This window comes from Aestuariivirga litoralis, from assembly GCF_015714715.1.
GTDB classification, from domain to species: Bacteria; Pseudomonadota; Alphaproteobacteria; order Rhizobiales; family Aestuariivirgaceae; genus Aestuariivirga; species Aestuariivirga litoralis_A.
Genome location: NZ_WAHS01000001.1, coordinates 72,176 through 93,183, shown reverse-complemented (window position 1 = coordinate 93,183; position 21,008 = coordinate 72,176). Strand labels below are relative to the sequence as shown.

Below are 21,008 nucleotides of genomic sequence, written 5' to 3'. Positions count from 1 at the left end.
CTCGCACACAATCTCGACATCTTGCGCTGGCACTCCAGCCCCATCGAATTTGGGGACTGCACATCATGGCCAAGAACACAAAACCCGCTGCACCGCGTGCTGCGAAGACACCGAAACTCGCCTTCCAGCTGAAGGGCCCCAGCCATCCGGAATTCCTGAAGGAAGAAGTGCTGGCCGATATTTTCCGCCACACCGCAAAGGCTCGTCCCAAGGCCATCGCCATCACCTCCGGCGACAGGCATTTCACTTACGCCGAAGTCGATATGCTCTCCGACCAGATCGCCGCCGAGCTGATGCACCGGGGTGCCTTACCGGGCAAAGTGGTCGGCCTCTATTTCACCCGCGGCGTGAACCTGCTGATTGCGCAAATCGCCATCACCAAGACCGGCGCCACCTGGTTGCCCTTCGACAGCGAAACCCCGAAAGACCGCATGGCCACCTGTCTGGCCGATTGCGATGCCATCGCCCTGCTCGTCGATGAAGACGTAGAAGACCGCGTCGAGGGCCTGGGCCATCCCGTCTGGTCGGTCAGCGACGCAGCCTTCAACCAAAAGCTCGACAAGCCGCTTGCCCGCGCCAAGGGCCACACGCCAGATCACCATGCCTATCTGATCTATACATCTGGCTCCACCGGCACGCCCAAGGGCATCGCCATCACCCACCGCAATATCTGCCACTATCTGCGTGCCTGCAATTCGATCTTCGGCATCAACGCCAAGGATGTGATGTTCCAGGGCTGCTCGGCGGCGTTCGATCTTTCGATGGAAGAAATCTGGGTGCCCTATCTCGCCGGCGCATCGCTGTGGGTGGCCACGCCGCAAATCCTGGCCGACACTGAAAACCTGCCGCGCCGCATGCGCGAAGCCGGCGTAACCGCCATCGACACCGTGCCGACTTTGCTTTCAATGTTTGCCGAAGATGTGGAATCCCTGCGCGTCATCATCGTCGGCGGCGAAGCCTGCCCGCCGTCACTGGTCGAGCGTTTCGCCGACAAGAAAGGCCGCAAGCTCTTCAACTCCTACGGCCCCACCGAAACCACGGTCGTCGCCACCATTGCCGAATTGCGTAAAGGCGATCCCGTGACCATCGGCACCCCGATTGCCAATTACACCGCCTATGTGGTGGACGATAATCTCCAGCCCGTGGCCCCCGGCCAGCAGGGCGAGCTTCTGATCGGCGGCCCCGGCGTGGCCAGTGGCTATCTAGGCCGCAAAGAACTGACCGCACAAAAATTCATCGCCAATCCCTTCGATGCCAAAGCTGAAGACAAGATTTTGTACCGCTCCGGCGATGCCGTGGCGATTGATGCCAAAGGCCGCATTTTGTTCCAGGGCCGCATCGACGACCAGGTGAAGATCCGGGGCTTCCGCGTCGAGCTGGGCGAGATTGAAACCGCCATCCTGCAGGAAGATCAAGCCGCTGAGCATGTGGCCGTCGTCCTGCGCAAGGATCATGGGCTCGATCGCCTCGTCGCCTTCATCGCCCCACGCAAGGGTGCCAGCCCCAACTTGAACGCCCTGCGCGAAACCCTGCGCAAGCGCTTGCCGCCCTATATGGTGCCGGCCGCCTTTGAAATCATCGCCGAAGTACCGCGCCTCACCTCTGGCAAGGTGGACCGCAAGTCACTGCGGGCCATGCCGCTCGCCATCAGCATGGCCGATGAAAGCCAGTCGGACATTGGTGAGAACCCGGTCGAAGACATGCTGATTGAATGCGCGCAGGCCATTTTCCCCGGCCAGCCCATCACCCGCCATGCCGACTTCTTCACTGATCTGGGCGGGCACTCATTGCTCGCCGCGCAATTCATTTCGAAAGTGCGCCTCGACAAGTTCGGCGAAGCCATCACCTTGCAGGACATGTATAACAGCCGCACGGTGGCCAACATCGCAAAGGCGCTGATTGAACGCGGCGCACTCGAAAACGCCAGCGCCAGCGAGCAAATCCTGCTACCCGCACGCCCAACATTCAGCCGCCGTTTCTGGTGCGGTTTGGCGCAAGGCGTTACCCTGCCCTTCTTGCTCATGTTGCAGGCCGCACCCTGGCTGGCTATCTTCATCACCTATTCGGTTATCAGTCCCGATGAGGCGACCTTTGCCCAGGATGTTTGGCAGGTGTTTGTGTCCTTCATGCTGGTCACGCTCTTTGACTACATGATCGTGCCGGTGCTCAAGTTCCTGATTCTGCCCAAGACCAAGCCAGGCGTCTATCCACTGTGGGGATTCTATTATTACCGTGTCTGGCTGGTGCAGCGTCTGTTGCCCATCGTGCATCTGAAGTGGATGCAGGGCACGCCGATCATCCGTTTCTATTTGCGCCTTCTCGGTGCCAAGGTGGGCAAGGACGCCCTGATCGATAATATCCAGGCTGGTGCCATCGATCTTGTGACGATCGGCGATCACGCCTCCTTGGGCGGCAAGCTCATCGTCAACAATACGCGTGCCGTGGGCGACAAGTTCATCATTGGCACGGTTGAAATCGGCAATGATGTTCTCATTGGTTCATCTTGCGTCATCGAGAATGACGTGGTGATCGGAGCGGGAGCGCAGATCGGTGATCTCACATCGGTGGGCGCTGGTTCGCATATCCCCGCGTGGGAATCGTGGACCGGTTCGCCTGCGCAGAAGATCGCAGATGTCGATCCCTTGAGCCTGCCTCCGCCTGCAGATGCCCCGCGCTGGGTGCGCAACTGGCAAACGGCGTTCTACGCCCTGTTGCTGGTTATATTGCCGCCGCTCAGCATTGTTCCCATCGTCCCGACCTTCCGCATGATCGAAGCGCTGGATGCCTGGTCATCCGATTGGCTCGCGCCCATCCTGGGGGTGTCCGAAGTCAATTCGGATTGGTTCTATTTCCTGCTCGCCTTGCCAGCGTCCTTCGCCATGGTGATCCTCTCGTGCATTCTGATCGTCGCGATCCGCTGGACGGTGTTGCCCAGCCTGAAAGCCGGCCGCTATTCGGTGTTCAGCAATGTCTATATCCGCAAATGGATCGTGGCGCTGACCATCGAAGTGATGCTCGACAGCGTCTATACGATCTTCGCGACCATCTATATGCGCACCTGGTATCGCCTGCTCGGCACCAAGATCGGTCCTGGCACGGAAGTGTCCACCAATCTGGGCGGCCGTTATGACCTGGTTGAGCTCGGCTCTGGCAATTTTATTGCCGACGACGTTCAACTCGGCGGTGAAGATCTGCACCGTAACTGGATGACACTTGGCACCATCAAGACCGGTGACAAGGTCTTCATCGGCAACGAAGCCGTGATACCCATGAACTATATCGTGGAATCCGGGGCGCTGATTGGGGTCAAGTCCCGTCCGCCGGAAGGTGGCGGAGTGGGCGCGTCCGAAATCTGGTTCGGGTCACCCGCCATCAAGCTGCCAGTGCGGCAGACATTCGCCGGCACCGACGCAACAACCTTCAAGCCCAAATGGTACATGCTGGTCGGGCGCGCCTTGTTTGAAGCCTTCAATATTGCGATCCCCACCGCCATGTTCATCACGCTTGTGACCTACGGTATGGAACTGGTTTCGGACGAGTTGCTCGAAGGTTCCTGGACAGACGCCATTTTCATGTGCTTTGTCGTGATGCTCGGTATCGATGCGGCTCAGATTGCGCTGGCTGTCGTGGTGAAATGGCTGTTGATGGGACGCTATCGCCCTACCATCAAGCCGATGTGGTCTTGGTGGGCGATGCGCACCGAAGCCGTTTCCGTCATGTTCTGGGGCATGGCCGGCAAGTCCATCCTTGATGAAATGCGCGGCACGCCATTCCTGCCCATGCTGCTGCGCCTGTTCGGCACCAAGATCGGCAAGGGTGTGTATATGGACACTGACGACATCACTGAATTCGACTGCGTAACCATCGGCGACTATACCTGCCTGAACATGGGCGCCAGCCTGCAGACGCACCTGTATGAGGACCGTCTGATGAAGGTGGGCCGCATCAAGGTCGGCAATGACGTGACTGTGGGTGCGGGTTCCATTGTGCTTTACGACACGCGCATTGGCGACAATGCGCAGATCGGCCCTCTGACGCTGGTGATGAAGGGCGAAGCCTTGCCCGCGCGTTCGTCCTGGGTGGGCTCACCAGCACAACCGATGAAGCGCAGCAAAGCGAAACCTGTTTCGCTTGAAGTCGCGGCCGCTGCTGCCGCGTGATTTCCGAGCAAGCCATTCCACCCACAACCAGGGATAACAAAACTAAACCTTAGATTGACGTTTAGTCGAAATAAAGAGCGAATTCCGCAACATCGGATTGAACTGCTAACCCGCTTGTAATAATAGGGCGTGGGCAGTCATGGCGAAAACATCTCCGAAATCATCGGCTAATTCCGATCAGGTCGCCAGACTTGAACGCGAAAACGCACAATTGCGGGCTGCCCTTCAGTTGCGGCTCGACCGAGGCAATGGCGCCGATCCGGCTTTCGTTGCAGCATTGCCGGAAGAGTCGCGGTCCCGGTTGGCATTGCGGGACTGGCCGCAATTTGCCTATTCCGGCGAAGACCCGCAACTCGCTTTCAACGCCACCCCCGATACACGTTACGCCCATATTCATCCGGCCTTCGACACGGTGCTGCACATTTTCGCGCAAGACTGGAAGGGCATTCGCGCTGCCGCAGGCTCTCTGCCTGGCCAGAAGCTGGCGGTCACCATGGCCAATGATCTGAGCCGATCAGAACTGGCACAAATACTGGGCTACATTTCACATAAGCGCATTTCGCGCATCATCGTGCACGGCTTCTCTTCCTCCACGGTGCAACTGATCGAACATCTGGCGAAATCGGGCCTCTCCGGCCAGACCTACGTGGTCTATCACGGCAACGTAGCCCAATGGTCGAGCCCGAATGAGCGGAGCTTCTCGCTCGCTGCCATCTCGGTAGCCGAGAGAAAACTCGTCCACAAAATTCATTTCATGCGGCGCGACTATCCGCTGGGCAACGGCAGGTCACATGTGCCCATGCTGCTCAACTCCACGCCAAATAATACCGGAATCGTCAAGACCGCACGCAGATCGGAAAGCGTGTTGCTGCCGGGCACCGAAAGCTGGCGGAAGAACATTCACGCGAATGCCATGGGTGCCGCCATGAGCAGCAAGGTCAAGTCGGTACTGCATTATTGCGACGATGTTGTCCTGCCGCAAGAACTTGCCAAAAAGCTGAAGCATGCCCGTTTCTCCGACCGGCGCGGCACCATGCAGCTGATGGCAAACGTAGATTGCACGCTCAACGTCTCGCTGGTCGAATGCCATCCCATGGTAGCGCTGGAAAGCGAAGGGTTGGGCACACCATGCCTGCGCGGCCCCCTGCATCTCGATCACGGCGAAGACCACCCTTATGTGAAGCTGGTTGAAGTGAAAGACCCGATCAGCCCCTTCGAAATCAGAGATGCCCTGAACCGTGTCCTTTCCGTCGGCCACGCCGAACTGCAGGACATGCTGGGTGACTATACCCGCATGATGAACGCCAAATCGATCAGCCGGTACGTGGAATTTCTTGATCTATGAATTCTGATGGTCTGATCGTTCTCGTCACCACCGAGCTTTTCCCCTTCACACATGGCGGCATCGGCCGCGTAATGTACAACATCCTCAAGACCATGAAGCCCGCTGATGCTTCGCGCACCGTCGTGCTGCTCACTCACGGCCAGATCGACCAGCATGGTTTCGCAGCGCAATTCCCCGGCGTGCGCTTGATGGTACTTGAGAGCCATGACTTCACGACTGCTCCCAAGGGCTTGGCTTGGGCCACGCACCGGGGCGACTGGTTTGCGCACTCAGTCCGCGTCCTGATCATGTTGCAAAGCCTGGCGCGCGTCGAACAGATCGCCTTCGTGGAGTTTCCCGACTGGAGCGGCCTGGGCCACGCCACCATCCAACACAAGCGGCTGAGCGGCTTCCTCCAGAATGCAACGCTGGCCGTGCGCTTGCACTCGTCCGAAGCCATGCTTGACCTGCATGAATCCCGCTTGCTCCAGGCGTCTGATCTTGCACGCTATGACCTCGAACGCCTGGCTTTGCAGGATTGCGACATGGTGATCGGGCATCTTGCTCCGGTAGCTGAGTACACCCGCCGCCTCCTGGGGCTTGATCCCGCCGAGTGGAAAAAACGGCTCTTGATCTCACGGCCACCCATCACCTTGAATGGCGCTAAGCCGGCGACAAAATCTGCGCTTCCTGGCTTGACGGCCAATCTCGTCTTTTCGAGCTACCTGCGTGAATTCAAAAGGCCGGAAGTCTTCGTGCGCGGCACCGGGCAATTTCTGGCGCGTAACAAGGAATTCAAAGGCAAAGTTCATTTGGCCTGCCGCTATGATGACTCGGCCTATGCCCGCGCTGTGCTCGGTGTGATGCCGGATGGGATGGAAAGCCGTTATGTCAGGCACAAAAAGCTGAGTACGGCGGCACGCGATGCCATCATCACCGACAGCATCACCATCTTCGCCAGTTGTTTTGAATCCTATTGCATGGCGGCCTATGAGGCCACGGCAATCGGCGCAATCGTTGTGTTGAATGAGGCCAATCCGGGATTTGGACCAGGCACTCCCTGGGTCGACGGGGTGAACTGCATCAAGTTTGACGGCAGCCCCACGGGCCTGGCCGAAGCGTTGGAACGCTGCATGGCGTTGCGCCAACCCCTCGAGGCGGTTGATCTCGATCACGGCCCCATGCCCTGGCTGGCCGCAGTGCCTGGCGGGAAAAAGCCCAGCCCCAAGGCCTCAAAATCCGAAACCGCTGTCGTCATCGTCAACCAGGATGAAGGCGCGTTGCTCATTGAAACCCTCGCAAGCGCGATGGAAGCCGGGCCCGCCTTCAAGGAAATCATCATCGTCGATGATGGCTCCACCGATGCGGAATCCACACTTTCTCTGGCGGGCATCGAGGCCGCCAAGATCAAGGGCCTCAGCATCCTGCGCAATGCAGTGCATTGCGGTTATCCGGCGGCTTTCAATCTTGGTCTCAAATCAGTGACGGCAGACAAGGTGCTGTTGCTGCGCAGTGGTAACATTGTTTTCGCTGACTATGTTCGCGCCGCTGCCCACTGCCTCGAAATGCACCGAGAGATTGACATCGTTGGCGGCCAGCAATTGATTTACGCTGACGGAGACAAACTGCGCGATGGCATCGGTGAGCTCTCACCCAAGCTCGGCGCGGCCATTGTTTCTGGCACCAGCGGCAACACCATCGGTTGTTTCGGCATGATGGCGCGCACAGATTTGGCAAAGCGCGTCGGCTTCCGGCACGAGGCGGGCTATCTCTGCGACTGGGCTTTCCTCCAGGATGCCTTGCGCGCCGGTGCGCGCATGGTAAGCTCGCCTGCCCTGTCAGTCGGCAAACGCGCCCAGGCCGAGCGCGACTTCGGAACTCCCATCGATGAATATTCCAGACTGCAACATCTGGTGATCGCCTCAGCCCGGAACCAGATGCCCACGGCCCCGGTCATGCAACTGGCCCTGGCCGTGTTCCGCCATTCCAGCCCTGAGGCTCTGGTCCACATGCCACCATGGTACCGCCGCATGATGGAAAACAACTACGAGCCAGAAGTGAAATTCATGGCGGAATTCTTCGGAACCACCAATCTGGGCCGCTTGATCAGATCTAATCGAAAAGTCAGTGATTTCTTGGAACGCACGGTCAAATCGCTGTCTAGGTTTGGGCGGCGGGCATGAACGAGGCGGATCCTCTGTGGGTCCGATGAAACGAAGCCCGGAAAACGATTTGACCAAGCCATGAACAATCCCGCAATTGTATCGGAAGACCATATGGTAAGGCTTCGGTTCTGAACAGCAGCAGGATGTGATCCAGGGATTTTTCAGTCGCAATTGGACGGCGATGCAAAACGCCACGGCACGGTGCCGGCGTGGCTTTGAACGTTGGCTGAACGAGCATTTCTCCGTCACCGTCTGCAATCTGGAATCCGGGCAGAGACGCACCATCCCGTCTCCGCGCTATTCATACCTGGCCGATCCATTCGTATGGACAAAAGATGGAAGAACCTGGCTGTTCGTTGAGGAATATCAGTACGCGCGCGATCAAGGTCGTTTGGCTGTGATGGAGCTTGCAGCGCCGGCTTCTGTCCGGCCTGAATGCCGCCGATAGTATTGTTTTCAAAAAAGACAAACTGTGGTGGCTGCTCACATCAGTAAAGGCCGGCCAGTGGCAGCGCAGTCTGGCACTCTATAGCATGGCCGACTTCCTGAAATCCGAACCCGTGCCCCATCCAGTGAACGCCAACACTCTCTACGCCGATGCCAAGGCCGGAACCGGGCGCAACGCCGGCGGGATCTGGCAGGCAGCGGATGGCGCCCTGCTGCGCCTGCTGCAGTCCACAACGCGCCACTATGGCGAGGCCAGCACCTGGCACCGCATCCAAACACTGGACAAGGCCAAATTCGCAGAAGTCCCCGATGATGGCCCAGCCACGCTCAAAGCCCACCCTGAGATTCTGGCCGGCCATCATTACAGCGTCAGTGGAAAAATCCTGGCCTTTGACCGCCGCACCCGCTTGCCCTGGCAGCCAAGGCTTGCAGAATTTCTCAGGCGGCTCTCCGGGCGACCGGCACCGGACGCCTCTTGACGCGCTTGCGCCGCCGCTGCACCGGCCTGGCCTGTTCCCAGCCCACACGGGCATAACCCGCTCTCAAAATCAGCACGCCAAACACCGAGAAGGCCGCCAGCAGGATGCCCACATAGAGGCGCGCATCGAGATGCAGCCCGTCACTGATCAACTCGCCATAGGCGTTCAGTTGGTGAAAGCCGGCCAGAAAAAACAGCAAGGCCAGAGCCCAGATCAGCCGCGAGTGCCGCAGTGCCAGCAATATCCCAAAACCCACAGCCGCGATGGAGAAAATGACGGGCGCGATGATCATGCCCAGCTTCCAGGAAAGCTCCGCCTTCATTTCACTGGCCCGCGTCCCGGCAGGAGGCTCGTCAGCCTGCACCACAAGTTCCGGAATGGTGAATTCCTGTTCGTCGGCACCGATCGGCCGCAGGCCCGTTTCAAGATCAAGCAGGTCAAATTGCAATTGGTCAAAGGTTGAATTGACCATGATGTTGGTATCGGCATCCGGCACCCGCGTCGTCTTCACCCCGTTTTCCACCATCAGGAAGGCCTTGCTGCCGCCCACTTGCAGCTGGGCTTTTTGGGCGGAGATCACGCTCCACTTGTCGCCGTCCTCACCGTAGATGAAGACGTTGTTGAATGTGTGGGGCTCTTTGGCAAAGCTCTCCACCCACACAGTGCTATTGCCGATCGGGCTGAACTTGCCGGGCTGCAGCAATTCCAGACTGGCCGCCAGTTTGATATTGCCGCGCGTCATCCGGAAGTCATACCGGCTCCAGGGCTCAAGCCAGCCCAACAAGACAGTGGCGATGGCGCTCATGACCAAGGCCAGGATAATAGGTGTGATGAGAAAACCGCGGGGCGAAATGCCGATTTGCACCATCGCCACCAATTCGCCCTGCTGCTCCATTCGGCGCACTGTCTCGAACACGCCGAAGAAAATCGCGAAGGCCAGAATATGCCCGATATAATGCGGCATGAAATAGACGACCAGCATGATCGCCTGCCCCCATGGCGCGCGGCCTTCAACCACCAGGTTGAAAACAATCAGCAGGCGCGCCATCAGCAGAATGAAAACGCCGGTCACCAGAAAGCCTGTGGCCAATACGCTCACGCGGCCTGCAAAATAGGTGGCCATGGTCCAGTTGGCACCACGCCCGCTGATCTTCCTGCGGCGCCTAGCCATGCGGAGCCAATTCAAATAGCCAGCGCCCGCTGAAATATCTCAGCATCACACTGTTATTGCGTTTTTCATTGCCGCCCGGCCCCCGGTTGATGCGGCCCAGGCTGTTGCCACTATAGAAGGGGCGCAGCGCCTTCGCCTGGTAATTGCTACGGCGGGCGCGCACCGACGGGCGTGCTCTCATCAGCAGGTTGGTGAGGATGGTGGTATGTTTGTCAGTCAGATCATCCGGCACGATCCAGCCGCTCAGCTCCAAACCCGTATCCTGCATCGCGCGCGAAGGCGTGGAGGTCAGGGAAATGATGACGCCTGATTTGCTGCCATTTGCCGCCCACCGTCGGTCAAGCCCCTGCAGGCTGGTGCGCGAGAGCCACCACTCGTCCAGCAGATCCGAAACCAGCGTCTCTCCCTCTAAGAAATGCAGCTGCGCCCCAATCAACACCAGGGCCAAGGCAACCGAGAAACTGATCAGCATGCGGGTCCACAGTGCCGGTCAAACCGTATCCAGCACTCCCCCATTGCCCGTCGTCCCATCTTGCCTTGCGCCTCACACCATGCGAGTGACCCCGCTATGACTATGCCACATTGGTCCGAATTGAAAAACCCTCATTGCTTCATTGCGTTGAGTTTTGGGGCAGGCCTTGCACCCTTCTCGCCGGGCACGGCCGGTGCAATCATCGCCCTGCCGATAGCATGGGCCCTGTGGCATGCAGGCCTGAGCGTAATCGGATGCCTGATCGTTGTGTTCCTGCTCTTCTTGCTTGGCGTGGCCTGCTGCAGCAAGGCGGAGGAACGCCTGGGCCAAGCCGATCACCCCAATGTCGTCTGGGATGAAACCGTGGCCATGCTATTCATTCTGTGTTTTCTGCCGCCGGACTGGTCACGCTGGCTGGTGGCGCTCGTAGCCTTCCGCTTTTTTGACATCCTGAAACCCTGGCCCATTCGCCTTGCTGATACCTGGTTCCGGCACGGCTGGGCCATTATGATAGATGATGTTTTTGCGGCTGTTCCGGCGCTTGCATTGGCGCTGCTTTGGCCTTGGTAGCCACATCAAAAGTCGACAGCATATTGCGCGCGCGCGAAAAGCGCTGCAACGCCGTGGCGTGACAGAGACCAGCAAGAATCCACAGACATAAGCTCATCATTTGGCCCTCGGTTTTGCCAAATGCAAAGGCTAGCCAGGGCAGCACCAAAAGCATCACGATCACGAAAATCAGCCGCTCCTGCCGCTCGAAGAAATCCGGCCAGTCTTCGTTGGAAATGGACATTTCAATTGCAGTGCGCGCCTTTGCATAGCTGGTGATCAGCGCTCCGGTGCAAGCCAGGAAGGCCGGCAGATAAGCACCGCTGACAAAACCCAGAACAACGAACAAGATCACTTCCTGATAACGATCAATCATCGCATCAAGGTAGCCACCATAATGCGAGGCCTCGCCGCGCAGCCGCGCCACCGCGCCATCCAGAGAATCCGCTGCGAAGGAAACCAGCAAACAAAGTCCGAACAACGGCGTGGAGCCGTGCCAGAGGAAGGCTGCGCAGCTGGCCACCACGAGGCCAAGCCCGGAGTAAGTCACTTGGTTGGCTGTCAGAACCCGGGCCACAGGCCGCGCCAGCACATTCCAAATCGTGTCGAGTTTGCTTTTGTAGAGTCCGTCAATCATGCAGCATCTGGCTGGCGTAAGTCCTCAACCATGGCGCCAGACGGCGATAAGCGGCTTCGAACAGTTTAAATCGTTTCGCATAGTAAGCAGATTTTGCGGGGTCCGCAATGAAACGCCGCTCGCCTTTGCTGGACAAGGCCTTTGCAGCTTCGAAGGCAGATGCCTGCCAGCCCAGGCTTTCCGCCGCCATCAGCGCAGCACCGCGCATGCCCGCAAAGCGCGGATTGGGTGCGCGCAGCAGGTCTTGGCCCAGGCAATCAGCGATGATCTGGCACAAGCCATCATTCAGCGCCGCGCCTCCGACAACCGTCAGTGCAGCACCCTTGACCACGCCCCTCTGCTTTTTGACCGAGTTCATCGCCCAGCGCAGATTGAGGGCAATGCCCTCTGCCACCGAAGCCATCATGTCATCTGAATCATGCTCGAGCGAAAGCCCCAGAAAGGCTGCGCGAAGGCGATTGTCATCCACCGGCACGCGCTCACCCGCCAGCCAGGGCAAGAACATCGGCATCGAAGCACGCGGGCTGAACCCCAGCGCATCCGCCTTCCTGCCCCGAACTTTGGAAAACCAGTCGAGGCATGCGCCCGCGCATTCCTGTGTGGCAATGAGCAAGGGGCGGTTGTTCACCGCACCGGCAATGGTGGCATAGGAGGCAGCCACGTTGAACCGGCGGCCCGGGAAAAATCCGCCGATCCAGGCGCTTGTGCCAAGTGAAATATGCAGCATACCGTCATCGACGGCTCCGCTGCCCAGTGCTGCGGCAAACACATCACCGGAACCCGCGACCACCGGAAGCCCAACGTTGAGACCGAGCGCGCGCGCCGCAATTTCCGTGAGCTCGCCCGCAATCGCGGAGCCCGGCACAATATCGGGCAGCATCTGGCGCGGCACGCCATAGAGCTTGAGCAGTTGTGGCGACCATTCGGCCCCACCCCTGCGTGAATCCATCATCCAGGTGAGATTGGCGCTATCAGCCGTGGTGATGAACTTGCCCGTGGCCCGGTGCACAACCCAATCGCGCACATCAAGCAGCTTGTGGGTCTTGGCCCAAACGTCCGGCTCATGCGCTTGCAGCCAAATCATCTTGGCCACCGGGTCCATGCCATTGAGTGAAGGTGCACCATTGGTCAGCCGAAGGGAGCGCAGCAGTTTGAACAGGCCATAACCGGCAATGCGCGGAACACCCGCCATCCGCGCGCGGATCATGGAACCTGCCCGTTTGTCGAGCCAGGTGAGGCAGGGGCGCAAAGGCTTGCCCTTTTTATCCACCGCCACCACACCGCACATCTGCGCAACAAACACCAAAGCGGCAGCTTTGGTTTTTAAAGAGGGAACGGATTTCTGCACCAGCTTCATGGCGGCCGCAACCGCTTGCCACCAATCTTCTGGATCCTGTTCAGCCCAGAGTGGTTGGGGATGCGAAAGTTTAAGCGGCACCGCCGCTTCCGCCAGGCAATCAAATTCACGGTTGAGAACGGCCAGCTTGATTGCGGTGGTCCCCACATCAACCGCAACGATGAGCTCAGCAGGTTTCAATACTTCTGTTCCTCAACGCGTAGGTAACTGATAATCTGGCTATTATTCTATTTGTATGACTAGCAGGAGCGACCCGTTTGGCCAAGACTGAAACAGTCGATATCGTTTACACGTGGGTGGACGATGCCTGGCCGGGCCACCACGCAGAACTTTTGCAGCATGCCCAAAAGCCCGCCGACACAAATCCAAATCGCACCCGCGATAATCTCGGCCTGCTCCGTTACAGCCTGCGCAGCCTTGAGCCACTGCCCGCCTGGGTAGGGAAAATTCATCTCTTCACCTGCAGGCCACAGGTGCCGCACTGGCTCAACACAGCACACCCGCAATTGCGCATTGTGCATCATGATGAGATCATCGATCCTGCAAACCTGCCCACCTTCAACTCATTCGCCATCAACAGCCATTTGCATCTGCTGCCGGGCCTCAGTGAGCGTTTCATCTATTTCAATGATGACATGGTGGCGCGTGCACCGCTCAATCTGGCAGATTTTGAAGATGAGGATGGCCGCTTGCGCGTCTTCCCATGGACCCTTTGGGAACCACGCAACGCAGAGATTTCAAATCCGGAAAGAACCAGCCCATGGAATCTGGCGCAGGCCCATACGGGCGCATTGCTGGACAGGCACTTCAACCCCGCGCGCCGCCGCCAGCTTGCCCATTCACCCCGCCTGATCCGCCGCCGGGATTGGAAACGCATGACCGAAACCTTCGCGGAAGAATTCGCAATCACACGGGCTTCAAAATTCCGCGCCGCAAACAATATCGTGCCTTCCATCGTCTATCCCTGGATGCTGCATGCCGAAGGCAAGGCGGTACTGGAGTCGGTGAGCGCCAGCGGCATCAAGACAGCCTATGTTCCGCTGGAAAATTTCTGGCCCGTCACCTGGAACGCTTTGCGCAAGGCCAGGCATCCGGAAGCCCGCTGGTCCACCTTCAACGACAATTTCGGCGCGCATCCGTCACGCGTTACCACTTGGCTGGCCAGCCGCCAGTTGGAAAACTGGTTCCCTCAAGCCTCGCGTTTCGAGCTTTGATGCCGAATGACGGCCTCTCGATAGATCGTTTCGAATTTTTCTATCTGCTGGATTACATCATGGGATGCGGCGATGCGCTGGCCCGCAGCGATTTGCGCATCCCGTGGGGCCTTGTCGGCAAGCAGCGCCATGATCCTGTCTGCAAGTGCCGAAGCATCATGCTTCGCGAACAACATGTCCGCTCCCTCGGCACCCAGCATATCGCTGTAACCCGCATTGTCGGCCGCCAAAATGGGAAGCCCGGATGCCATGGCCTCAGCCAGCACAATGCCAAAGCTTTCTCCATAGGCCGCGGGAAACACCGCCAGCGATGCCTTTGCGATCAGCTCCAGCAATCCTGCAGGATCAGGCGGTGAGACGAAGCTAATCCACTCGTCTCCAAGCTGTTGTTGCAAAGCAAGCACCTTGCCCGCATCCACGCCTGCACCTGCGATCACAAAGTGTGGAGCAAGTTCATCTTGCCCGGCCGCGATCAGCTTGATGGCCTCCGACAGTGTTCCAATGTTTTTGCGCGGTTCCAATCGGCCCCAATACAAAACGACAGGCCGCCCAGCTTTCGCCTTTCGCCGCAGCTTTGTGAAAGGAGCGAGATCCACCGCAGGCGACAGGATAACAGGTTTCACGCCATTCCGGCCTGGCCGCAAATGCGCCAATGGCAGGCGCGAAACCACAATTGCCGCATCCACATTTGCAAGCACCAGCCTGCTCAGAACTTTGAACGCCTGCCGCAACAAAAAGCCTGAAAAAGAAGGCGCCGTCGTATCATGAAAAGTCACAACCCGCGCTGCAGGAACAGTTCGTAATATCTGTATGGGCAAAAAAGGTACCCAGATGCCGTGAACATGGACGACATCCGGTGTCCATGCCGCCATCTCCTTCAGGAATTGCTGCAGGCTGACCCGGCTAACAAAGCTGACTTCAAATCCCGTGCCCGACAGCGAGATGGATTTCGCCGCGCCCAGTCCCTGCTGCCCTGGCCCTACGCATTTCACATCGTGGCCGCGCTGCCGCAGCGCTTCTGCCAGTGAATGAATGTGAGACTGCACACCGCCTGGACGCGACAGGTCATAGGCGGAAACGAGAAGGATGCGCATGTGAGCCTAGGCCGGCACGGCGGCTTCGCGCGGGTGCGTCACGCTGACAATCTTGCCGTCCGCCAACGTCACCAACTGATCGCACGCCTTCGCCCAATTGAGATCATGCGTGGCCAGGATCACGGTCTTTCCTTTGGCCTTGAGTTCCGGCAGCAAAGTCTCAAAAAAGAAAACCCGTTGAGTCTGATCCTGATCAGAAAGGAATTCATCGAGGATCAGGATGTCCCGGTCTTCCAGCAGGCTGACCACCAGGGCAAGCCGGCGCTTCTGGCCTGACGACATTTCCATGCGCGTGATCTGCCCACCGATGCATCCGGTTTCACCACGCAGATTGAGATGGTTCATCATCTCGCTCACTTTGGTGTCGGGCACATGTTCCAGCCCGAAAAGCTTCCGGAAAACGTGATAGCGCGCGAACACCGCCGAAATACGTGCACGATATTCATCGAGTCCGTTCGGCGACAACGTCTCTCCATTCACTTGCCTCTCGCCGGAGACGGGCTCGTGCAGGCCGGCGATCACATTGAGCAAGGTGGTCTTGCCGCTACCATTGGCACCCACGAGGAAAACCACATCGCCACGCTTGATGGTGAGGTCGATCGGTCCAAGATCAAAATTCCTCCCCTGTTGCGCCTTGTAGCGGGCCTTGCATTTGCGCAACTGCAAACTCTCGAACGGCTTCGGCTTCGAGGCATCCTCAATCAAGGGAAGCGGCGGGCCCAATTCCGCGTCCAGCGCTTCGATGCGGCTGAACGACACCAGGCTGGCGATCGTGGACGGATAACTGGAAATGATCTGCTCAAACGGCGTCATGCAGAACAGCACAAGCGTAAGCACGGAAAACGTGACCTGTGCCGCCGTTTCATGGAGCCACGGTGCCAGAAATACAATGCCTGCGAATAGCAGGAATTTGAGCATGCTGACGGCCACTTCGCCAGTTTCATAAACTCTGCTGGTGGAAATAAGCCCCAGCCGAAGCTTGTTCAGATTGGCCGCCACATCAGCCACAAAGCTGTTGCGCCGCGCATGGTTCAGCTTGGTTTCCCGGTAGCCATCGATCATCCCCGACACGCCTTCGAAATATTCAACTTCGAGCCGGCGCACATCCACACCAAGGGCAGCCATGGATTTCTGTTGCACATAATAGGCGAGAACACCGCCCAGCATCACCGCAACTGAAAACAACCCGGCGATCCACGAATAGAAAAACAGCTGCGGAATGGCCACAACGAGAAAAATGAACAGCGGCAGCAGTGTGAGCATCATGTTGGACGTGCTGGCCACAATGTTCACATCAGTGGTCAGGATATGATAAAGAAAACCGCGCTTATGCGATTCAATCACGGTGGGTGCGGCATTCAGCAACCGCCGGATCAGCTTCAGCCGCACATTGTTGACGACTTCCGTATTCGCCGCAGTGACCAGCACATGATAATTATAGGTCGCAACTACAAAGATGCCGAGAAGCGCCACGAACACCGGAAGGTAAATGTGAAAGGCAGTGGCCATATCGCTGCCTGCCGCCTTGTTGACCACCACCATCAGAAAGTCGCGGGAAAAACCGGTGGTGATGGCCAGGACGATCAGCGCATATTTCAGCCGCATCGGCGCGTGCAGCCACAGAAAGCCAATCATGCTGAACAGAAGCCGGCGGTCGAGTTTCATGCGGATCCCGGCCCTGCCTTGGCCCTGCTCACCAATAAAACAAATTTTGTATACCGCCAGAGATACCAGACAAAATATGAAATCAGCAGCACTTCGATACTCGCCGTGAGCAGCCGGCGCCAGAAAAGCAGGGTATCGCCCAACATGTGCCCGCCGAAATAGAGCGCGCCAAACACAATTCCGACAATCACCACCCACCAGGAATGCGGCGGGGCCCACTTCACGCTTGCTACCAGTTCGCGGTCCTCTGGCTGGGAGGCTCCCGCCATTTGCACCACCACACGCCGCGCCAGAATTCCCGACAAGCCAATCCCAACACAATGGCCGAAAAACAGCATGTAGCTTCCAACGTCATGCCATTCTTGCCATGGCGACGTTCGAAATTGCGAAAGCACCACCATACCGGCCACCGCGAAAGCCTCCGCCAGCGCAATGGCGCCGACAACAAAATGCCAGCGCCGCGGCATAAGCAGGCGTGACACCAGCCACGCATAACTCGCAATCGCCATGGCAGCCCCACCACCGATCAACAACGCATCGACAATCATGGCATAGGCAAAAGGAACGCCAATCACTGGATCGACAATGGCGCGGCTGATTGAGGGTGGTCCATTTCTATAGGCGTCAAAATGGATGATGGTATTGGCGGCGTGCGCAGCAAGGATGGACAGGACCGTTGCCACAGGCCCAGATACAAGCAAAAGTTGTATAGACCATGCCCTATACACGCGCTCTGCTTGCATGTCTGGTCTACTTTGACGTGTAACTTGTTGAATCGCCATTCCTGATTGGCTAACAAAGTTTTAACGCCAAAACAACATTGGGGAACGGCTGGGGTGATAAAAACGGCAATCATTGGCTTGGGCAATTGCGCTAGCGCGCTTGTCCAGGGTGTCTACTATTGCCGCAAGGAGGCAGATCCCATTGGGCTGCCTTTTCCAGTGCTCGGCGGCTATGGTGCCGGCGAAATCGAAATCGTTGCAGGCTTCGATATCGACCAACGCAAAGTTGGACATGATCTCAACGAAGCCATTTTCCAGCCGCCCAACTGCACCTATGTCTTTCAGCGTGATCTGCCACCCAGCAATATCAAGGTGGCACGCGGCCCAACACTCGACGGGCTTTCATCCAGCATGCAAACCCATGGCGAAGGCCGCCGTTTCGTGGAAAGCGATGCCCCGGAACTGAGCGAGCAGGATGTGGTTGCCCTGCTCCAGCAGGCCGGGTGCGAAGTCGTCATCAATTTCCTGCCCGTGGGTTCGCAGAAGGCCACTGAATTTTACGCTTCTTGCGCTTTGAAAGCGGGCTGCGCCTTTGTGAATTCCATTCCGGTTTTTCTGGCCAGCAATGCGGGCTGGGCCAAGCGCTTCGACGATGCGGGTTTGCCGCTGCTGGGTGATGATTTCAAGGCGCAGATCGGCGCCACCGTTCTGCACCGCACGCTGGCCAGCCTGTTTGACCTGCGCGATGCCGAGCTTGATCGCACCTATCAGCTGAATATCGGCGGCAACACCGATTTCCTGAATATGGCCAATAGTGCCCGCCTCGACAGCAAGCGCAAATCCAAGACCGAATCCGTGCAGTCCTCGGTCAATGACCGGCTGGCCGATGACAATGTGCGCATCGGCCCCTCCGACTATGTGCCATGGCTCAATGACCAGAAGGTGGGATACATCAGGCTGGAAGGCCGCATATTCGGGGGCGCACCGGTCAGCATTGAGACGCGCTTGACGGTAGAAGATTCTCCCAATGCCGCCGCCATGGCAATCTCCGCCATCCGCTGCGCCCGCATCGCGCGCGACCGTGGATTGAAAGGCGCAATCTGGCAGGCCTCAGCCTTCCTGTTCAAACACCCGCCGCAACAGATGGCCGATACGGTCGCCTATCAAAGCCTGCTGGATTTTGCAGCCACACCTTCTGCTCATGGCTGAGCGCCCGCCGCACGCCATTATTACCGGCGGCAGCAGCGGCATTGGCCTGGCCTGTGCACAGGAACTGGCCAAAAATGGTTTCGCGGTAACGCTGATTGCCCGCAACACACAGCGTTTGGCACAGGCCGCTGACCAGATCAGAGCGGTTGCCCCCGCGGCCTCCATCATCATGGCGTCAGTTGATGTGAATGATTATGCAAAGCTGCAGCAAGCCATCGCTGATGCCGTGGCACAGCACGGCCCCGTGCAATGGGCGATCGCCTGTGCTGGCATTTGCGAGCCGGGCAAATTTCTCGACCAGCCGATTGCCGAACATGCGGCCCAGCTGCAAACCAATACACTGGGCACCCTGAACTTCGCACATCTCGTGGCTCCAGGAATGATCGCAGGCGAAGGCGGGCATTTGATCCTGTTCTCCTCGGTAGCAGGCCTGGTCGGCCTCTATGGCTATGCCTCCTATGGCGCTTCCAAATTTGCCATTCACGGATTAGCCGAAGCCCTGATGGTGGAACTCGCGCCGAAGATTTGCGTCTCGCTTGTTTGCCCGGATGATACCGACACGCCGCAACTGGCCTATGAGCGCGCACGCCGGCCGGCCGTCACCAGCGAGATTGCCGGCCACACCTCACAGAGTGCGGAACATGTGGCGCGCGTCACGATAGCCGGCGCCAAAGCCGGAAAATTTCTCATCACCATGGGCGGACGCTCCCTTTTGATCTCAGTGTTGCGCGGCATTCTTGCGCCCGTTTCGCGGCGCTACCACAAGAGCATCATCTCGCGCCTGGATGCAAAATCTTGATCCCTGCGGCAGCGCTTCAGCCTCTGTTGATTGCAATGCTCTGCGCCTGGATCGGCGGCATGGCGCTTCTGCATGTGCTGCTTCTGTCACCGCAGCTTGCACCACGTCTGGCCGGCGCGCGACGCATGCTTCTGCAGGAGGCATTCATTCTTGCTTTGCCCGTAGTGCTGGTGTTGCTGCCGCATCCCTGGATCTGGCTGGCCTTCGCGGCCTTTGCTGCCCGCATCATCTGCGAAGCGCTCATCGTGCTGCGCGCGGCCCCAAAGCAACGCCGGTTGCCCGCGCTGGTGGGCTTTTTGATCATGCCCATTCTGCCCCTGATCCTGCTTGGTGTGGAATTGGACAACAAGGCCCACGCCACCACACTCTTGCTGTCACTTTTGCTGGTCGAATTCTTCGACAGTTTCGCCCTGCTCGGCGGAAGGCTGTTCGGCCGCACACCGCTGGCCCCCGCCTTGAGCCCGAACAAAACCTGGGAAGGCTTTGCCACCGGATTTCTGGCGCTCGCTGTCGCCGCACTCCTTCTGACCTTGGCCGGCATCACAACGCCCGCTCAGGCCGCGTGGGCCACAATTTGCACGGCGGCCTTTGCCACGCTCGGCGACCTTGCTGCATCATGGCCCAAGCGCAATGCGGGGCGCAAAGACTATCCCGTTCTCCTTCAAGGCCAAGGTGGAATGCTCGACATTTATGACGCCTGGATCGTCGCGGCTCCGCTCACCGCCATCGTGCTGCAGCGCGTGCTGACTTAGCGAAAACCAACCTCGGCATCGCAAAGGGCCAGCCTCGGAAACACATTTTCCTGCGCATGCTGCCACATCGCCTCATCATCCACTTCTGTCCATACGAGTTCGGGCAAGAAAACACCTTCAACCGGATGGACCGGAAGAAAATGATTTAGGCATTCCTCATACAGCGTGTGCGGATTCCGATCGGCCATCGCCCCGCCCTCTCGTCGCAAATCATCGCTAAGGGCCGCGCTCATCCTGATAATTCCAACATGCTCAGAGTCGGGCGAGCCATCGCGGCTGGATCGCAATTTGGAAATATGGGCCAATCGCCTTGGACCTCGATCGCTCGTCACAGTCCAGGCGAGATTCTCATCCCCCAGCCCGCTGATGCTGGAAAGCGCAATGGCACTGTCCCCAGGCGCATTCACCACCGCCTCCACCGCCCGCGTTTCATAAACAATATCGGCGTCGAGCATAATCACGCTGCCGGAACTGGCCTGCAATCCCACGATGAAACTCTGCACCGCACCTTTGCTGGCAAACTCCGGATTGTAAGCGCAGCGCACGCCAGTTCGCGTGGCAGCGAAGTTTTCGAATTGCCCCGCTTCATGCCCGGTGACGATCACAACATCCTTGACCCCGCTGACTTGCAGAATATCGACGGCGCGTGAAATGAACGTCTTGCCCAAAACCGGGAGAAAGCCCTTGGGCTTGCCGCCGTTCGGTCCGTGCAATCTGGTGCCTCGTCCCGCTGCCAGGATGACGGCTGTGATGTTTTTCATTAGAGTGATCCGGTACTGCCCAACGGATATT

At 58.3% G+C, this 21,008-nt stretch carries 17 protein-coding genes; 9 read left to right on the top strand and 8 right to left on the bottom strand.

What is annotated here, in order from left to right; translation table 11 throughout:
- The first annotated feature begins 65 nt into the window (after positions 1 to 65).
- The 4 genes from F8B91_RS00425 (at position 66) to F8B91_RS00410 (ending at position 8,575) form a co-directional block, all read left to right on the top strand.
- On the top strand, positions 66 to 4,160 hold the full coding sequence (locus tag F8B91_RS00425) for a Pls/PosA family non-ribosomal peptide synthetase (RefSeq protein WP_196501744.1): 4,095 nt from the start codon (positions 66 to 68) through the stop codon (positions 4,158 to 4,160).
- 139 nt (positions 4,161 to 4,299) lie between these two features.
- Positions 4,300 to 5,505, top strand: coding sequence for a hypothetical protein (locus F8B91_RS00420; RefSeq protein ID WP_196501742.1), 1,206 nt, complete (start codon positions 4,300 to 4,302; stop codon positions 5,503 to 5,505).
- On the top strand, positions 5,502 to 7,667 hold the full coding sequence (locus tag F8B91_RS00415) for a glycosyltransferase (RefSeq protein ID WP_196501740.1): 2,166 nt from the start codon (positions 5,502 to 5,504) through the stop codon (positions 7,665 to 7,667). The genes F8B91_RS00420 and F8B91_RS00415 overlap by 4 nt, the downstream gene beginning before the upstream one ends.
- Before the next feature lie 389 nt (positions 7,668 to 8,056).
- Positions 8,057 to 8,575 carry a hypothetical protein gene (locus F8B91_RS00410; RefSeq protein WP_196501738.1) on the top strand — a complete coding sequence of 173 codons (519 nt, stop codon included), beginning with the start codon at positions 8,057 to 8,059 and terminating at the stop codon, positions 8,573 to 8,575.
- Here F8B91_RS00410 and F8B91_RS00405 read toward each other — a convergent pair.
- Both F8B91_RS00405 and F8B91_RS00400 read right to left on the bottom strand, forming a co-directional pair.
- Positions 8,535 to 9,746 (bottom strand): LptF/LptG family permease, encoded by a 1,212-nt coding sequence (locus F8B91_RS00405; protein WP_196501737.1) that lies wholly within the window; start codon positions 9,744 to 9,746, stop codon positions 8,535 to 8,537. The genes F8B91_RS00410 and F8B91_RS00405 overlap by 41 nt on opposite strands.
- Complete coding sequence (locus tag F8B91_RS00400) at positions 9,739 to 10,218, bottom strand: hypothetical protein (protein ID WP_196501735.1); 480 nt, start codon at positions 10,216 to 10,218, stop codon at positions 9,739 to 9,741. The genes F8B91_RS00405 and F8B91_RS00400 overlap by 8 nt, the downstream gene beginning before the upstream one ends.
- A gap of 147 nt (positions 10,219 to 10,365) precedes the next feature.
- Between F8B91_RS00400 and F8B91_RS00395 the strand changes: the two genes are divergently transcribed.
- Positions 10,366 to 10,788: a phosphatidylglycerophosphatase A family protein gene (locus F8B91_RS00395; protein WP_196501733.1), complete on the top strand. Its 423-nt coding sequence runs from the start codon at positions 10,366 to 10,368 to the stop codon at positions 10,786 to 10,788.
- Here F8B91_RS00395 and F8B91_RS00390 read toward each other — a convergent pair.
- Together F8B91_RS00390 and F8B91_RS00385 are read right to left on the bottom strand one after the other, a co-directional pair.
- Positions 10,724 to 11,404, bottom strand: coding sequence for a CDP-alcohol phosphatidyltransferase family protein (locus F8B91_RS00390; protein WP_196501731.1), 681 nt, complete (start codon positions 11,402 to 11,404; stop codon positions 10,724 to 10,726). The genes F8B91_RS00395 and F8B91_RS00390 overlap by 65 nt on opposite strands.
- Entirely contained in the window at positions 11,397 to 12,941 is a 1,545-nt protein-coding gene (locus F8B91_RS00385) for a xylulokinase (RefSeq protein WP_196501729.1), read from the bottom strand. Before F8B91_RS00385 ends, F8B91_RS00390 begins: the two co-directional genes overlap by 8 nt.
- Positions 12,942 to 13,018: 77 nt before the next feature.
- Here F8B91_RS00385 and F8B91_RS00380 point away from each other — a divergent pair, with 77 nt between their 5' ends.
- A complete protein-coding gene (locus F8B91_RS00380; protein WP_196501728.1) occupies positions 13,019 to 13,975 on the top strand; it encodes a stealth conserved region 3 domain-containing protein in 957 nt (318 codons plus the stop codon).
- Here F8B91_RS00380 and F8B91_RS00375 read toward each other — a convergent pair.
- The 3 genes from F8B91_RS00375 to F8B91_RS00365 are packed head-to-tail and all read right to left on the bottom strand — an operon-like array spanning position 13,951 to position 17,477.
- Complete coding sequence (locus F8B91_RS00375) at positions 13,951 to 15,069, bottom strand: glycosyltransferase family 4 protein (RefSeq protein ID WP_196501726.1); 1,119 nt, start codon at positions 15,067 to 15,069, stop codon at positions 13,951 to 13,953. The two genes, F8B91_RS00380 and F8B91_RS00375, sit on opposite strands and share 25 nt — an antisense overlap.
- 6 nt (positions 15,070 to 15,075) lie before the next feature.
- Entirely contained in the window at positions 15,076 to 16,734 is a 1,659-nt protein-coding gene (locus F8B91_RS00370; RefSeq protein ID WP_196501724.1) for an ATP-binding cassette domain-containing protein, read from the bottom strand.
- Positions 16,731 to 17,477 carry a hypothetical protein gene (locus tag F8B91_RS00365; RefSeq protein WP_196501718.1) on the bottom strand — a complete coding sequence of 249 codons (747 nt, stop codon included), beginning with the start codon at positions 17,475 to 17,477 and terminating at the stop codon, positions 16,731 to 16,733. The genes F8B91_RS00370 and F8B91_RS00365 overlap by 4 nt, the downstream gene beginning before the upstream one ends.
- 93 nt (positions 17,478 to 17,570) lie before the next feature.
- Here F8B91_RS00365 and F8B91_RS00360 point away from each other — a divergent pair, with 93 nt between their 5' ends.
- The 3 genes from F8B91_RS00360 to F8B91_RS00350 are packed head-to-tail and all read left to right on the top strand — an operon-like array spanning position 17,571 to position 20,216.
- Positions 17,571 to 18,665, top strand: a complete 1,095-nt coding sequence (locus tag F8B91_RS00360; RefSeq protein ID WP_196501716.1) for an inositol-3-phosphate synthase — start codon at positions 17,571 to 17,573, stop codon at positions 18,663 to 18,665.
- Positions 18,658 to 19,464 (top strand): SDR family NAD(P)-dependent oxidoreductase, encoded by an 807-nt coding sequence (locus F8B91_RS00355; protein WP_196501715.1) that lies wholly within the window; start codon positions 18,658 to 18,660, stop codon positions 19,462 to 19,464. The genes F8B91_RS00360 and F8B91_RS00355 overlap by 8 nt, the downstream gene beginning before the upstream one ends.
- Positions 19,461 to 20,216, top strand: a complete 756-nt coding sequence (locus F8B91_RS00350) for a phosphatidate cytidylyltransferase (protein WP_196501706.1) — start codon at positions 19,461 to 19,463, stop codon at positions 20,214 to 20,216. Before F8B91_RS00355 ends, F8B91_RS00350 begins: the two co-directional genes overlap by 4 nt.
- Here F8B91_RS00350 and F8B91_RS00345 read toward each other — a convergent pair.
- The gene (locus F8B91_RS00345) at positions 20,213 to 20,977 is read right to left on the bottom strand and encodes an NTP transferase domain-containing protein (protein WP_246715044.1); all 765 of its coding nucleotides are present in this window, start codon (positions 20,975 to 20,977) and stop codon (positions 20,213 to 20,215) included. The genes F8B91_RS00350 and F8B91_RS00345 overlap by 4 nt on opposite strands.
- Positions 20,978 to 21,008: the final 31 nt, after the last annotated feature.

Coding starts and splice junctions, on each gene's coding strand:
- F8B91_RS00355 (WP_196501715.1), top strand. CDS start 18,658: ATGGCTGAGCGCCCGCCGCACGCCATTATTACCGGCGGCAGCAGCGGC.
- F8B91_RS00425 (WP_196501744.1), top strand. CDS start 66: ATGGCCAAGAACACAAAACCCGCTGCACCGCGTGCTGCGAAGACACCG.
- F8B91_RS00345 (WP_246715044.1), bottom strand. CDS start 20,977: ATGAAAAACATCACAGCCGTCATCCTGGCAGCGGGACGAGGCACCAGA.
- F8B91_RS00405 (WP_196501737.1), bottom strand. CDS start 9,746: ATGGCTAGGCGCCGCAGGAAGATCAGCGGGCGTGGTGCCAACTGGACC.
- F8B91_RS00365 (WP_196501718.1), bottom strand. CDS start 17,477: ATGCAAGCAGAGCGCGTGTATAGGGCATGGTCTATACAACTTTTGCTT.
- F8B91_RS00370 (WP_196501724.1), bottom strand. CDS start 16,734: ATGAAACTCGACCGCCGGCTTCTGTTCAGCATGATTGGCTTTCTGTGG.
- F8B91_RS00390 (WP_196501731.1), bottom strand. CDS start 11,404: ATGATTGACGGACTCTACAAAAGCAAACTCGACACGATTTGGAATGTG.
- F8B91_RS00400 (WP_196501735.1), bottom strand. CDS start 10,218: ATGCTGATCAGTTTCTCGGTTGCCTTGGCCCTGGTGTTGATTGGGGCG.
- F8B91_RS00420 (WP_196501742.1), top strand. CDS start 4,300: ATGGCGAAAACATCTCCGAAATCATCGGCTAATTCCGATCAGGTCGCC.
- F8B91_RS00415 (WP_196501740.1), top strand. CDS start 5,502: ATGAATTCTGATGGTCTGATCGTTCTCGTCACCACCGAGCTTTTCCCC.
- F8B91_RS00375 (WP_196501726.1), bottom strand. CDS start 15,069: ATGCGCATCCTTCTCGTTTCCGCCTATGACCTGTCGCGTCCAGGCGGT.